Here is a 14,455-nt window from a genome sequence, read left to right as displayed (position 1 = left end):
GGGACTGGGTACCGATCAGCAGCCGCAGCATCCGTACGCCGAGCGAGGCCAGCAGACCCACCCCGCGGCCGCTGCCGTGCGGCTCCGGGCCGCGCCGGTCCTAGTGCCGTGCGCTCTCGTCGGACTCCCTGCCCGCCGCGGCCGGGGCCGACTGCTGCCGGGGGATCCCGGCGCCCTCGGCGGGCTTCTGGGCATGCCGCTCGCCGTCCTCGCCGGCCCCGGGGGCGGCCCCGGGGGCCGTCTCCCCCTCGGCGCCGGCGGACCCCTCCGCGGCCGCTGCTTCCGCGACCTTCCCCGCTTCCGCCGCTCCCACCGCATCCTGCGCGGACCCGCCGTCCCCCGCGGCCTCCCCGCCCTCCTCGGCTCGCTCGGCCTTGGCGTCTTCGGTGTCCTTGGCGTCCTTGGCGTCCGTGGCGTCCGTGGCGTCCTCGGCGTCCGCCGAAGCGGACGACTCCGCCGGCTCCTCCGCCTCGGCCGTCACCGCCGCAGCGGCAGCCTCCTCCGTCGACGCTTCGGACTTACGGCGGCGAAACCGCGAAAACACGCCCATAACTGCTCCTACGCTATTCATGTTGGGCGAAATCCCAGGCCGCCCGGAGCGGACCGTTGCGCCGCCCACGGGCGCCGGTGCTGCACCGGCTCTCGGGACCTCGCAACAGGCAACGACCTCATCGGTGGCCCGTCACGTCGCTCGTTCGAGATGGGGGCGGGAGGTTTGCGAGACTGACGGGGTGAACACCGCTGTTCCCGCTCCGCGGGTCATCGCCGTCGTCGGCCCCACCGCGGCCGGAAAGTCCGATCTGGGCGTCGCGCTCGCGCAACACGTGGGCGGCGAGGTCATCAACGCCGACTCCATGCAGCTCTACCGGGGCATGGACATCGGCACCGCCAAGCTCACACCCGAGGAACAGCAGGGCGTACCGCACCGCCTCCTGGACATCTGGGACGTCACCCGCGCCGCGAACGTCGCCGAGTACCAGCGGCTGGCCCGCGCCGAGATCGACCGGCTGCTCGCCGAGGGCCGCACCCCCGTCCTGGTCGGCGGCTCCGGGCTGTACGTACGCGGCGCCATCGACGCCCTGGACTTCCCCGGCACCGACCCGGAGGTGCGCGCCCGCCTGGAGGCCGAACTGGCCGAACTGGGCAGCGGCGCCCTGCACGCCAGGCTGGCCGCCGCCGACCCGGACGCCGGCCGCGCCATCCTGGCCAGCAACGGCCGCCGCATCGTGCGCGCCCTGGAGGTCATCGAGATCACCGGCCGCCCCTTCACGGCCAACCTCCCCGGCCACGAGGCGGTCTACGACACCCTGCAGATCGGCGTCGACGTCGAGCGCCCCGAGCTCGACGAGCGCATCGCGCGCCGGGTCGACCGCATGTGGGAGGCGGGCCTGGTCGACGAGGTGCGCCGCCTGGAGGGCGAGGGGCTGCGCGAGGGGCGTACGGCGTCCCGGGCGCTCGGCTACCAGCAGGTGCTCACGCAGCTGGCGGGGGAGTGCACCGAGCAGGAAGCGCGGGACGAGACGGTGCGCGCCACCAAGCGCTTCGCGCGCCGCCAGGACTCGTGGTTCCGCCGGGACCCGCGGGTCCACTGGCTCAGCGGCGCGGCCGAGCACCGGGCGGAACTTCCGGGACGGGCACTGGCGTTGCTCGAACGACCGGTCACAGCCTGATCACGTCATGGCATCGGGACGCTCCGGCCGCCATCCGGGCCCCTGAGGGCGTGTCATCATCGACCTTCGATCGAGGCGTGCAGTCTGAGTGGGGAGGGCGCGTGGCAATGGAGGCCGGCCCTCGCAACAGAGCCCGAAATGCGGACGACGACGCTGACGCGACACCGCTGGCCGACGACGGCCCGGACGCCCAGGACGCCCTGTCCGGCGCCGTGGACCCCGGCGCCGGCCCGCTCGCCGACCCGGCCGCCCTGGACGACTCCGACGGCCCGGACGCCGACGGATCCGGCGAGGGGGGCGAGTCCTTCCGCGAGCTGCGCCCGCCGCGCCGGCTGCGCCTGTGGCAGCTCGCGCCGATCGTCGGACTTGCCGCGGTCGGCTCGCTGATGTTCGCCTTCCCCCTCGCCTTCGAGTTCGGCGGCGACGGCGGCGCGGTGATCGCGATGCTCGGCCTGCTGCTGTGCTGCTGCGCCGCCGGCTGGGGCATGATGGCCGCCCGCCGCGTCGGCCACACCTGGCCCGGCCTCCCGGTGCGCGGCTCCGGCCGCCGCGCCAACTGGCGCGTGGTGCTCCTGTACGCCCTGGTGGTGGCCATCCCCGCCTCACTCGCCATCTGGCGCGTGGCCAGACTCCGCTGAGCCTCCCCTTTCCCCACCGCCCACCCGCACCTCTTTTTGGTTTTTCCCCACCGCCCACCCCCCTTCGGGGGGTGGGCGGGTACATGAGCGCGGCTCGGTACGTGAGCGCGGGTGGGCGGGTACCTGAGCGCGGCCCGGCACGTGAGCGGGAGCGCCGCCCGGTACGTGAGCGGGGATGGGCGGTTACATGAGCGCCGCCCGGTACATGAGCGGCGCCGGGCGGGTACCTGACCGCCGCCCCCGTCCCGGCGCTTCGCCCGTCACACCCGTACGATGCAGGGGTGACCAACACCGAGCGCATCGCCTTCCTCAAGGGCCACGGCACCGAGAACGACTTCGTGATCGTCCCGGACCCGGACGGCCGCCTCGATCTGCCCGCGACCGCCGTCGCCAGGATCTGCGACCGGCGGGCCGGCATCGGTGGCGACGGGGTGCTGCGCGTCGTACGGTCCGCCGCGCACCCGGAGGCGCGCGCCCAGGCCGACGAGGCCGAGTGGTTCATGGACTACCGCAACGCCGACGGCTCGATCGCCGAGATGTGCGGCAACGGCGTCCGGGTCTTCGCGCGCTATCTGCTGCACGCGGGCCTGGTCGAGGCCGGCGATCTCGCCATCGCCACCCGTGCCGGCGTACGCCGCGTCCACCTCGCCAAGAACGGCGATGTCACGGTCTCCATGGGCCGCGCCGAGCTCCCCGGGGAGGGCGTCGTCGTCACCCTCGGCGGCCGCAGCTGGCCGGCCCGCAATGTGAACATGGGCAACCCGCACGCCGTCGCGTTCGTCGAGGACCTGGCCCACGCCGGTGACCTGCTGGCCGTACCGCCGTTCAGCCCAGCGGCGGTTTATCCCGACGGCGTGAACATCGAGTTCGTCGTCGACCGCGGCCCGCGCCATGTGGCGATGCGAGTGCACGAGCGCGGATCGGGCGAGACCCGCTCCTGCGGCACCGGCGCCTGCGCGGTCGCCGTCGCCACCGCCCGCAGGGACGGCCTGGACCCGGCCGCGACCGGCGCCCCCGTGACGTACACGGTCGACGTGCTCGGCGGCAGCCTCTCGATCACCGAGCTGCCCGACGGCACGGTCGAGATGACCGGACCGGCCGAGATCGTCGCCGAGGGCACCTTCGACCCCGCCTGGCTGACCACCGCCCTCGCCTGACGGCACCGGATCGGTCCGGCCCCGGCCACCAGCGACGGTTCCAGCCAAAAGATTCGCTCGAACGGGTGATCCGGATCACTCTGAGCGAGAGGTGGAGAGCGCTGCGTGATGGGCTCGATAGCATCAAGCACCGGCCCGGACGCCCGACACTCACGCGTTCGCACGCCGGTCGACGCTGCCGGAGGTGCCCATGAGCGCAGAGGCCACTAACCCTGGTAATCCTGGAGCAGCGGGCCGCAGGCGCGGCCGCCGCCGACTGGAACTCAGAGGGCTGCGCCGCATCGGTCGCGCGGCCCTCCTCGGCCCGGCCCCGCGCGACGGCCTCCCGCACGCGCTGGAACACGTCGCCAAGGTGCACCGCGGCCACCACCCCGACGCCGACCTGGACATCCTCGCCAAGGCCTACCAGCTCGCCGAGTCCTCGCACCGCGGCCAGCTCCGCAAGAGCGGCGAGCCGTACATCACCCACCCGCTGGCCGTGACCCTGATCCTCGCCGAACTGGGCGCCGAGACCACGACGTTGACCGCCTCCCTGCTCCACGACACCGTCGAGGACACGGAAGTGACGCTCGATCAGGTGCGGGAACTCTTCGGCGACGAGGTCTGCTATCTCGTCGACGGCGTCACGAAGTTGGAGAAGGTCGACTACGGCGCGGCCGCCGAGCCGGAGACCTTCCGCAAGATGCTGGTGGCGACCGGCAACGACGTCCGGGTGATGTCCATCAAGCTCGCCGACCGGCTGCACAACATGCGCACCCTCGGGGTGATGCGGCCCGAGAAGCAGGCCCGGATCGCCAAGGTGACCCGCGACGTACTGATCCCGCTCGCCGAACGCCTCGGTGTCCAGGCGCTCAAGGCCGAGCTGGAGGACCTGGTCTTCGCGATCCTGCATCCGGAGGAGTACGCCACCACCCGGGCCCTGGTGCTGGAGTACGCCACCCGGCCCGATCCGCTCGCCGCCATCGCCGAGCGGGTGCGTACGGTCCTGGCCGAGGCCGGCATCGACGCCGAAGTCCACGTACGGGCACGGCACTTCGTCTCCGTGCACCGCGTGCGCCTGGCGCGCCGCGAGCTGACCGGCGCCGACCTGGGACGGCTGCTGGTGCTCGTCGCGGAGGACGCCGACTGCTACGCCGTCCTCGGTGAGCTGCACACCTGCTTCACCCCGGTCGTCTCGGAGTTCAAGGACTTCATCGCGGCGCCCAAGTTCAACCTCTACCAGTCGCTGCACACCGCCGTCACCGGACCGTCCGGCGAGATCGCCGAGACGCTGATCCGTACGCACCAGATGCACCGGGTCGCCGAGGCCGGGGTGATCGCGCTGGGCAATCCGTACGCCCCGACGGACGGCGCGGACGCCCCCGAGGGCGAGCGCGCCGACCCGACCCGCCCCGGATGGCTCTCCCGGCTGCTGGAGTGGCAGCGCACCACCCCCGACCCGGACACGTTCTGGACCTCGCTGCGCGACGACCTCGCCCAGGACCGGGAGATCACGGTCTTCTGTGCCGACGCCGGTACGGACGGCCCCGGCGGCTCGTCCGGGTCCGCGGCCGGCGCCATCGGCCTGCCCGCCGGGGCGAGTTGTGTGGACGCGGCGTACGAGCGGCACGGCGAGGCGGCGCACTGCTGCATCGGCGCCCGCGTCAACGGCCGGCTCGCCACGCTCGCCACCGTCCTGCACGACGGCGACAGCCTGCAGCTGCTGATGGCCCCGGACTCCGCGGCCGGCCCCTCGCCCGAATGGCTCGACCACGCCCGTACGCCCGCCGCCCGGCTCGCGATCACCCGGTGGCTCGCCGGGGGGGCCGGTGCCCGCCCCTCTGCCGCCGGTGAGGGGCCCGCCGCACCGCCGCCCGCCGACCGCCCCGCCGCGGGCCCCGACCGCTCCGGAGCGGCCCAGGTCACGCCCGGTTCGGTCCTCGCGGTGGCGGATCTGCCCGGCGCCGCGGTCCGGCTGGCCGGCTGCTGTACCCCGGTGCCGCCGGACACCGTCACCGGATTCGCCGTGCGGGGCGGCACGGTCACCGTCCACCGCGCCCTGTGCCCGGTCGTGGCCCGTATGGCGGCCACCGGCCGGCAACCGGTCGGAGTGCGCTGGCGGGGCGCCGGCCAGGGCGGACACGGCTGCCGGGTCACCCTCCTGGCCGAGGCTTTCAGCCGGCCCCAGCTCCTCGCCGACCTCACCGAGGCGATCGCCTCCCAGGGCGCCGCGGTGGTGTCGGCCGCCGTCGAACCCCCGCACGAACAGCGGGTCCGCCATACGTACACGCTCCATCTGCCCAACGCCGCGGGCCTGCCGTCCCTGATGCGGGCCATGCGCCAAGTCCCCGGCGTCTTCGATGTGTTGCGGGCCGGCCGGGCCCGCCAGGCCGCCGCCGTCCGTCCGTGAACCGGCCCCGCGGCCCGGCCTGGTGACGGGCCGCGGACAGCCCGCCGGAGCGGCTCCCGGCGGCGCCGTACGGGTGGTACGGCAACGCGGCACGCGTCCCCCGGCGTTGGCACGGGAACACCACGGACCTGCCGTGACCCGCCGGACAAGCCCTAAGACGGACGCACGATCCGCCGCCCGTTCGGGTGCCGTTTGCCGCCTCGCCCACGGCGGAGGCGGCCGCGTTGGTAGCCGTAGTTCATGTCCCTTCCCTCGCGCCGCCCGCCCCGCGACTCCGACCGCCTCGTTTTCGCCCGCGCCCTGCCCCGGCTCCCGAGCGCCCGGATCCGCTGGACCGGCCGCCGGGCCGTCGCCCTGGGGATGGCCGCCGTCGCCACCCTGGGCATGGCCGAGCCGCAGCCCCTGGGGCCGCAGGGCCTCGGTGACCGGCTCTTCCCCATGCTCGGCAACACCGGCTACGACGTCACGTCCTACGACATCACGCTGGACTACCCGGGCCGCAACGACCAGCCGCTGAAGGCCACCACCGAGATCACCGCCCAGGCCACCACCGAGCTCGACCACCTCAACCTCGACTTCGCCCGTGGCACGGTGAGCTCCGTGACGATCGGCGGGGCGCCCGCCAAGCACGAGCAGCACGGCGAGGACCTGGTGCTCACCCCGGCCGCCCACATCTCCCGGGGGCAGGAGCTGAAGATCGTCGTCCAGCACACCAGCGACCCCCGCGGCAAGAGCGACGGCGGCTGGATCCGTACCGCCGACGGGCTGGCGATGGCCAACCAGGCGGACGCCGCGCACCGCGTCTTCCCCTGCAACGACCACCCCTCCGACAAGGCGTTCTTCACCTTCCACATCACCGCGCCCCAGGAGCTGACCGCCGTCGCCAACGGACTGCCCGCGGGGTCGGGCCGCCGCGCCGCGAGCCGCACCTGGACCTACCGCACCGCCCACCCGATGGCCACCGAGCTGGCGCAGGTCTCCATCGGGAAGTCCAGCGTGCTGCTGCGGCAGGGGCCGCACGGCCTGCCGATCCGCGACGTCGTACCGACGGCGGACCGCAACCTGCTGGCGAAGTGGCTGGCCAGGACCCCGGACCACGTCACCTGGCTGGAGCGCAGGCTCGGCCCCTACCCCTACGAGGCGTACGGGGTGCTGATCGCCGACGCCAAGACCGGCTTCGAGCTGGAGACCCAGACCCTCTCGCTCTTCGAGAAGACCCTGTTCACCACCGCGAACCTGCCCGACTGGTACATCGAGTCCGTGATGGTGCACGAGCTGGCCCACCACTGGTTCGGCAACAGCGTCAGCCCGCGCCGCTGGTCCGACGTCTGGCTCAGCGAGGCGCACGCCACCTGGTACGAGGCCCTCTACGCCCAGGACAGGGGCAGCGGCCGGCTCCCCCTGGAGACCCGTATGCGGCACGCCTACGAGCAGTCCAACGGGTGGCGTGCCGAGGGCGGGCCGCCCGCGATGCCCAAGGCCCCCAGCCCCGGCGAGAAGATCAGCCTCTTCCGGCCGGTCGTCTACGACGGCAGCGCGCTGGTCCTGTTCGCCCTGCGGCAGAAGATCGGTGCCGCGGCCTTCGACCGCCTCGAACGCGAGTGGGTGACCCAGCACCGCGACGGCGTCGCCGACTCCGCCGACTTCATCGCGCTGGCCTCCAAGATCTCCGGCCAGAACCTCACGGCCTTCTTCCAGGAATGGCTCTACGCCGAGCGCACACCCCAGATGCCCGGACATCCGGAGTGGCGGTCCACCAGGGCGGCCGGGAAGCCCGCAAAGGCCCCGAAGCACGGAAAACCCGCGTGACGGCGCTCCCGGGCCCGTGGGACCATCTTCGGGTCGACGGCGACCGGCCCGGGAATCTCCGGGACGGCTCGTGCGTTGACACCAGCGACAGTCCCGGTGGGGCCGGCCGGCCCCGATGAGGGCTTCCCAACGACGCAAAGGATCAAATGACCTCCTCTTCTTCCCTTCCGCAGGACCGGCAGCGCCTCCCCGAGAGCCTTCGGGCCGACGCCCTGATGGAAGAGGACGTCGCCTGGAGCCACGAGATCGACGGGGAGCGTGACGGCGACCAGTACGACCGCTCGGCGCGTGCCGCGCTGCGCCGCGTCGCGGGCCTGTCCACCGAGCTCGAGGACGTCACCGAGGTCGAGTACCGGCAGCTCCGGCTGGAGCGGGTGGTGCTCGTCGGCGTGTGGACCGCGGGCACGGTGCAGGACGCCGAGAACTCCCTCGCCGAGCTCGCCGCGCTGGCCGAGACCGCCGGCGCCATGGTGCTCGACGGCGTCATCCAGCGCCGTGACAAGCCCGACCCGGCCACGTACATCGGCTCGGGCAAGGCCTTGGAGCTGCGGGACATCGTGCTCGAATCCGGCGCCGACACCGTGGTGTGCGACGGTGAGCTCTCCCCGGGCCAGCTGATCCACCTCGAGGACGTCGTCAAGGTCAAGGTGGTCGACCGGACGGCCCTGATCCTCGACATCTTCGCCCAGCACGCCAAGTCCCGGGAGGGCAAGGCGCAGGTCTCGCTGGCGCAGATGCAGTACATGCTCCCCAGGCTCCGCGGCTGGGGCCAGTCGCTGTCCCGGCAGATGGGTGGCGGTGGCTCCGGTTCGGCGGGCGGCGGTATGGCCACCCGTGGTCCCGGTGAGACCAAGATCGAGACGGACCGGCGGCGGATCCGCGAGAAGATGGCGAAGATGCGCCGGGAGATCGCGGAGATGAAGACCGGCCGGGACATCAAGCGCCAGGAACGCCGGCGCAACAAGGTCCCCTCGGTCGCCATCGCCGGCTACACCAACGCCGGCAAGTCCTCCCTGCTCAACCGCCTCACCGGCGCCGGTGTGCTGGTGGAGAACGCGCTGTTCGCCACCCTGGACCCGACCGTCCGCAGGGCTGAGACGCCCAGCGGCCGGCTCTACACCCTCGCCGACACCGTCGGCTTCGTCCGGCATCTGCCGCACCACCTCGTCGAGGCGTTCCGCTCCACGATGGAGGAGGTCGGCGAGTCCGATCTCATCCTGCACGTGGTCGACGGCTCGCATCCGGTGCCGGAGGAGCAGCTGGCCGCCGTCCGTGAGGTGATCCGCGATGTGGGCGCGACGGACGTGCCCGAGATCGTGGTCGTCAACAAGGCCGACGCGGCCGATCCGCTGGTGCTCCAGCGTCTGCTGCGCCAGGAGAAGCACTCCATCGCGGTCTCGGCCCGTACGGGCCAGGGCATGGCGGAGCTGCTGACCCTGCTCGACGAGGAGCTGCCCCGGCCGCAGGTCGAGATCGAGGCGCTGGTGCCCTACACGCAGGGCGCGCTGGTCTCGCGGGCGCATGCCGAGGGCGAGGTCATCTCCGAGGAGCACACCGCGGACGGCACGGTCCTCAAGGCGCGGGTGCACGAGGAGCTGGCCGCCGAGTTCCAGCCGTTCGTGCCGGCGGCGTAACGGCGCCCGCGGCACACCCAGCGACGACGAAGGCCCGCCCCCGGGAGACCGGGAGCGGGCCTTCGCCCTGTTCAGGGAGCGGTGCGGGTGGCGCGGTCGCTGCGCGGGCGCCACCCGTCGCGGGCCGCTACTGCTTGTTCGCCCACTTCTTGCTCATGTTGTCGAACAGCGTCTTGGCCGCGGCGCCCAGGTGCGGACCGGCCGACCAGCGGGCCGGACGCGGACCCATCGACATGTTGGAGACCAGCACCGGCTTGCCGTCGGCGCCCTTGACGAACCAGGGGCCACCGGAGGAGCCGCCGGTCATGGTGCAGCCGATGCGGTACATGGTCGGCTTCTTGGCGTCCATCGTCAGACGGGTCGGCTTGTCGGTGCACTGCTGCTGCGTCGCACCGTCGAACGGTGCCTCGGCCGGGTAGCCCTGCGCGGTCAGGCTCGGGATCTTGGACATCGCCGGGGCGTTGAAGTCGACCGCGTACGCGCCGCCGGCGACCTCCTCCAGCGACTTGCCGCCGGTGCTCGACTCCGGCTTCACATGCATCAGCGCGTAGTCGTACGGAGCCATCGGCACGCCCGGAACGGCGCCGCCGTCCTTGATCCACTCATCGGACGTCGACATGTCGTCGGCCCACCACTTGCCCGACGGGACGCGGTCCTCGAAGGGCGTGGTCTTCAGCTTGTCGGCGGAGGCGCCGTTCTTGTTGAAGTTCGGCACGAACATCATGTTGCGGTACCAGCCGCCGTTCTTGCCGGCGTGCACACAGTGCGCCGCGGTCCACACGAGGTTGGACTTGCCGGGGTGCGCCGGGTCCTTGACGACGGTGGCGGAGCAACGCGACTCGCCCTGGGGGGTGCTGAACAGCAGCAGGCCCACACCGGGAGCGGTGGAGTCGTACGGCGTCTTGACGGCCTGGGCCTGGACGGCGGCCGGCTCAGGGTCCGTCTTGCCCTGGTCCTCGGAGATGTCCCCGGGCTTGCTGGGGTCCTTGGGCGGCTTGACCTTGTCGATCTTGTCCGGGTCCCAGAAGTTCTTGATGATCGGGTTGATGAACTCCCCGGCCTCCCGGAGCCACTTGTCCTTGTCCCAGTTCTTCCACTCGCCGTTCTTCCACTTGTCCAGGTCGACGCCGTGCTCCTTGAGCTTGTCCTGGAGCTCCTGGGGGATCTTGATTTCACCCCCGCCCGTGGTGTCCGCCGCGGACTGGCTGGGCTTGGCGTCCGCGTTGCCGCCCTCGGGACCGCAGCCGGTGGCGGTCAGCGCCACGACGGCGGTGAGAGCGGCGGCGGCCAGGACTGGCCGACGTATGGGTCGCATGGGTGTGTCCCCCTGGGTGGATCGGACTGAGCCGGTGTGGCTTTGAGTGGAGTTGCACCGGATGGAACTTGTCATGAACGGCAAGATCCCGGCGCGACCCCCCACTATGCCGGTGACGATGGAGACGGCGTTACTCGGGGCCCCGGTTCCCAGCCGTCAAGGATCTTGCCCGCAGCCGTGATCCGGCGTCGTCACCGTCGTTGGTACGTACGGGGGACAGCCGGGCAGTCCCTGGGGCCTGTCTGCCCGGACTCCGTGGATCGGCCCACGACGCCCGGCAGGCCGGAGAGACGGGCGCCGGGCCCCGCACGCTCATCAGCAGCTCACCAAGCAGGAGGACACAACTGCCGTGGCGTTGACCGACACCGTGCCGGCGGCCGCGCCGCCGGCCCACGAGGGGATCCTGCGCCGGCAGTCCCTGCGTGAGTCCGCTGCCCGTACCTACGCGCGCTCGCTGCCCATCGTCCCGGTGCGCGCCCGCGGGCTGACCATCGAGGGGGCCGACGGCCGGCGCTACCTCGACTGCCTCTCCGGCGCCGGAACCCTGGCGCTCGGCCACAACCACCCGGTGGTGCTCGAAGCGATCCGTGCCGTCCTCGACTCCGGCGCCCCGCTGCACGTCCTCGACCTGGCCACGCCCGTCAAGGACGCCTTCACCACCGAGCTGTTCGCCACCCTGCCCGCCGAATTGGCCGAGAACGCCCGCATCCAGTTCTGCGGCCCGGCCGGTACGGACGCGGTCGAGGCGGCCTTCAAACTCGTCCGCACCGCGACCGGCCGGGACGGCCTGATGGCCTTCTCCGGCGCCTACCACGGCATGACCGCCGAGGCGCTCGCCGCCTCCGGGGGAGCGCAGCACACCAGCGTCGTCCGGCTGCCCTATCCGTACGACTACCGCTGCCCCTTCCAGACCGGCGGCGAGCGCGGCGCCGAACTCTCCGCACGCTGGACCCAGAGCCTGCTCGACGACCACAAGAGCGGGGTGCCCCGGCCGGCCGGGATGATCCTGGAACCCGTCCAGGGGGAGGGCGGAGTGATCCCCGCCCCGGACAGCTGGCTGCGGCGGATGCGGGAGATCACCGCCGACCGGCGGATCCCGCTGATCGTGGACGAGGTGCAGACCGGCGTCGGCCGCACCGGAACGTTCTGGGCGGTCGAACACAGCGGCATCGTGCCGGACGTGATCGTCCTGTCGAAGGCGATCGGCGGCAGCCTGCCGCTCGCCGTCATCGTCTACCGGGAGGAGCTCGACGCCTGGCAGCCCGGCGCGCACGCCGGCACCTTCCGCGGCAACCAGCTCGCCATGGCCGCCGGAGCCGCCACCCTCGCCTATGTCCGCGCCAACGGACTCGCCGGGCGCGCAGCCGAGATGGGCGCCCGGATGCTCGCCCGGCTCCGCACCCTCGCCGACGCCCATGACTGCATCGGCGACGTCCGCGGACGCGGACTGATGCTCGGCGTCGAACTCGTCGACCGGGAGGCCGACGCCGACGCCACCGGCGCCCGCCCCGCCGACCCGCGGCTCGCCGCCGCCGTTCAGCGCGCCTGCCTGAACCGCGGCCTGATCGTCGAACTGGGCGGCCGGGACTCCGCCGTCGTCCGGCTGCTGCCGCCCCTGACCATCACCGACGAACAGGCGGACGCCATCCTCGACCGCCTCGCCGACGCCCTCCTGGCGGCGATCCGCACCACCCCCGGGCCGACGGGCTCGTCCCCCACGACACTGCGAGGCACCTCCCCATGAACGAACGCACCGGCCCCGACAACGCCCAGCCCGCCGAGCTGGTCCCGGACCGGCCCCCGAGCGCCGGCACGATCGAGTCCGTACCGCGTCAGCAGCGACGCGCCCCCGACGACGGCTGCCACCAGCAGACCCACGAGGACCCCGCCCAGGCCACCCCGCCCGGCGTCCCCGGCAGCCACGACCGCGGCGCCCGCCACGGCGATCAGGACCTGCTCGACCACCCGGACCCGGCGGTCGCCGCGGACGCCGCGGGCATCGAGCATCTGCTGCGCTGCTGGCTCCGCGAGAACGGTTCCGCACGCCCGGCCGGCGGACGTCTGCGCGTCCCCCTGCGCTCCGGCGCGAGCGCCCTGCACATCCCCGTCCGCTACTGGTCCCCCACCGGCTGGCACCGCCTGGGCGCCCCCACCCTCGAAGGCGCTCCGGCCGGCGCCGCCCCGCTCGACGCCGTCACCCTCGCCGCGCTGCTGCGCCGGGAGGCCGCGCACGGCGGCGACCGGCGGGCCTCGGACGGCGGCGAGCACCGCGTGGCGGACGGCGGCGGCCTGCCGGATGCGGAAGCCGGACCACCGCAGACGCCCGACGGCCACGGCGCCGAACTCATCGGCCGGGTCGCCGACTCGGTACGCAATGTGGCCGCCTTCCTCGCCGACCGGCGCGCGCGGCCCGCCGACGACCACGGCGCCCTCTTCCTCGAAGCCGAACAGTCGCTGCTCCTCGGCCACCCGCTGCACCCCACACCCAAGAGCCGCGAGGGCCTCTCCGCCGCCGAGACCCGCGCCTACTCGCCCGAACTGCGCGGCTCCTTCCCGCTCCACTGGATGGCCGTGCACCGCTCCGTCGTCGCCGCCGACTCCGCCTGGACCGAACGCGGCAGGCCCGTACCGGCCGAGGAGCTCGCCGCGCGCCTCGCCGGGGAGGTCCTCCCGCTCCCCGACGGCACCGTGCCGCTGCCCCTGCACCCCTGGCAGGCCAGGGAGCTCGCCGACCGCCCCGCCGTCGCCGCCCTCCGCGACGCCGGTCTGCTGCACGACCTCGGCGCCCACGGCCCCCGCTGGCACCCCACCTCCTCCGTCCGCACCGTCTACCGCCCCGGCGCGGACGCCATGCTCAAGCTCTCCCTCGGGCTGCGCATCACCAACTCCCGCCGGGAGAACCTCCGCAAGGAACTGGTCCGCGGGGTCGAGGTGCACCGGCTGCTGCGCACCGGCCTCGCCGAGCAGTGGCAGGCCGCCCACCCCGGCTTCGACATCGTCCGGGACCCGGCCTACCTGGCCGTCGACGGCCCCGACGGCGAACCCGTCCAGGGCCTCGACGCCGTCATCCGCCACAACCCCTTCAGCACCACCGACGACGCCGTCTGCATCGCCGGTCTCACCTCCCCCCGGCCCTGGCCCGGCCACGCGGGCGTACGCTCCCGCCTCGAAGAGCTCGTCGGTACGCTCGGCGCCCGCACCGGCCGTCCCCCGGGCGCGGTGGCCACCGAGTGGTTCCTGCGCTACCTCGAAGCGGTCGTACGGCCCCTGCTGTGGCTCGACGGCACGGCCGGCGTCGCCCTGGAGGCCCACCAGCAGAACACCCTGGTGCTGCTCGACCCCGACGGCTGGCCGGTCGGCGGCCGCTACCGCGACAACCAGGGCTACTACTTCCGTGCCTCCCGCCGCGCCGAGCTGGAGCGAAGGCTGCCCGGCATCGGCACGGTCAGCGACACCTTCGTCGCCGACGAGGTCGCCGACGAGCGCTTCGCCTACTACCTGGGCATCAACAACGTCCTCGGCCTCATCGGGGCCTTCGGGTCCCAGCGCCTGGTCCGCGAGGAGGTCCTGCTCGCCGCCTTCCGGAGGTTCCTCACCGACGCCGCCGCGGCCCCCCGCGCGCACCGCTCCCCGCTCCCCGGCCGGCTGCTGTCCGCCCCCACGCTGCGCTGCAAGGCCAATCTCGCGACCCGGCTGCACGGACTGGACGAACTCGTCGGCCCCGTCGAGACCCAGTCCGTCTACGTCACCCTGCCCAACCCCCTCGTCCCCTAGCCGCCCACCACAGTCCGCCACCCCACGAGCCCCCGGCGCCGACACCCCGCGACCCACAAGGCCACGCGG

At 73.3% G+C, this 14,455-nt stretch carries 10 protein-coding genes; 8 read left to right on the top strand and 2 right to left on the bottom strand.

Features of this window, described 5'->3' with window-relative positions:
* Nucleotides 1-100: 100 nt before the first annotated feature.
* Nucleotides 101-544 (bottom strand): hypothetical protein, encoded by a 444-nt coding sequence (locus ACWD6P_RS27200; protein ID WP_451446791.1) that lies wholly within the window; start codon nucleotides 542-544, stop codon nucleotides 101-103.
* Between the two features lie 187 nt (nucleotides 545-731).
* Between ACWD6P_RS27200 and miaA the strand changes: the two genes are divergently transcribed.
* The 6 genes from miaA to hflX all read left to right on the top strand — a co-directional run bounded on the left by miaA (nucleotide 732) and on the right by hflX (nucleotide 9,297).
* Nucleotides 732-1,670, top strand: a complete 939-nt coding sequence (gene miaA, locus ACWD6P_RS27195; RefSeq protein ID WP_451446790.1) for a tRNA (adenosine(37)-N6)-dimethylallyltransferase MiaA — start codon at nucleotides 732-734, stop codon at nucleotides 1,668-1,670.
* A gap of 107 nt (nucleotides 1,671-1,777) precedes the next feature.
* Nucleotides 1,778-2,308 (top strand): hypothetical protein, encoded by a 531-nt coding sequence (locus tag ACWD6P_RS27190; RefSeq protein ID WP_451446789.1) that lies wholly within the window; start codon nucleotides 1,778-1,780, stop codon nucleotides 2,306-2,308.
* Nucleotides 2,309-2,589: 281 nt separating this feature from the next.
* Nucleotides 2,590-3,465 (top strand): diaminopimelate epimerase, encoded by an 876-nt coding sequence (gene dapF / locus ACWD6P_RS27185; protein ID WP_451446788.1) that lies wholly within the window; start codon nucleotides 2,590-2,592, stop codon nucleotides 3,463-3,465.
* Nucleotides 3,466-3,655: 190 nt separating this feature from the next.
* On the top strand, nucleotides 3,656-5,854 hold the full coding sequence (locus tag ACWD6P_RS27180; protein ID WP_451446787.1) for a RelA/SpoT family protein: 2,199 nt from the start codon (nucleotides 3,656-3,658) through the stop codon (nucleotides 5,852-5,854).
* A 240-nt stretch (nucleotides 5,855-6,094) separates the two neighbouring features.
* Nucleotides 6,095-7,663 carry a M1 family metallopeptidase gene (locus tag ACWD6P_RS27175; protein ID WP_451446786.1) on the top strand — a complete coding sequence of 523 codons (1,569 nt, stop codon included), beginning with the start codon at nucleotides 6,095-6,097 and terminating at the stop codon, nucleotides 7,661-7,663.
* A 146-nt stretch (nucleotides 7,664-7,809) separates the two neighbouring features.
* On the top strand, nucleotides 7,810-9,297 hold the full coding sequence (gene hflX, locus ACWD6P_RS27170) for a GTPase HflX (RefSeq protein WP_451446785.1): 1,488 nt from the start codon (nucleotides 7,810-7,812) through the stop codon (nucleotides 9,295-9,297).
* Between the two features lie 127 nt (nucleotides 9,298-9,424).
* Here hflX and ACWD6P_RS27165 read toward each other — a convergent pair whose 3' ends face one another.
* Nucleotides 9,425-10,612: a trypsin-like serine peptidase gene (locus ACWD6P_RS27165; RefSeq protein WP_451446784.1), complete on the bottom strand. Its 1,188-nt coding sequence runs from the start codon at nucleotides 10,610-10,612 to the stop codon at nucleotides 9,425-9,427.
* Nucleotides 10,613-10,961: 349 nt separating this feature from the next.
* Here ACWD6P_RS27165 and ACWD6P_RS27160 point away from each other — a divergent pair, with 349 nt between their 5' ends.
* On the top strand, nucleotides 10,962-12,356 hold the full coding sequence (locus ACWD6P_RS27160) for a diaminobutyrate--2-oxoglutarate transaminase family protein (protein ID WP_451446783.1): 1,395 nt from the start codon (nucleotides 10,962-10,964) through the stop codon (nucleotides 12,354-12,356).
* Nucleotides 12,353-14,386, top strand: a complete 2,034-nt coding sequence (locus ACWD6P_RS27155) for an IucA/IucC family protein (RefSeq protein WP_451446782.1) — start codon at nucleotides 12,353-12,355, stop codon at nucleotides 14,384-14,386. The genes ACWD6P_RS27160 and ACWD6P_RS27155 overlap by 4 nt, the downstream gene beginning before the upstream one ends.
* Nucleotides 14,387-14,455: the final 69 nt, after the last annotated feature.

Source organism: Streptomyces sp. NPDC002446 (assembly GCF_053595675.1).
This window is presented reverse-complemented; position numbering and strand designations above follow the sequence as displayed.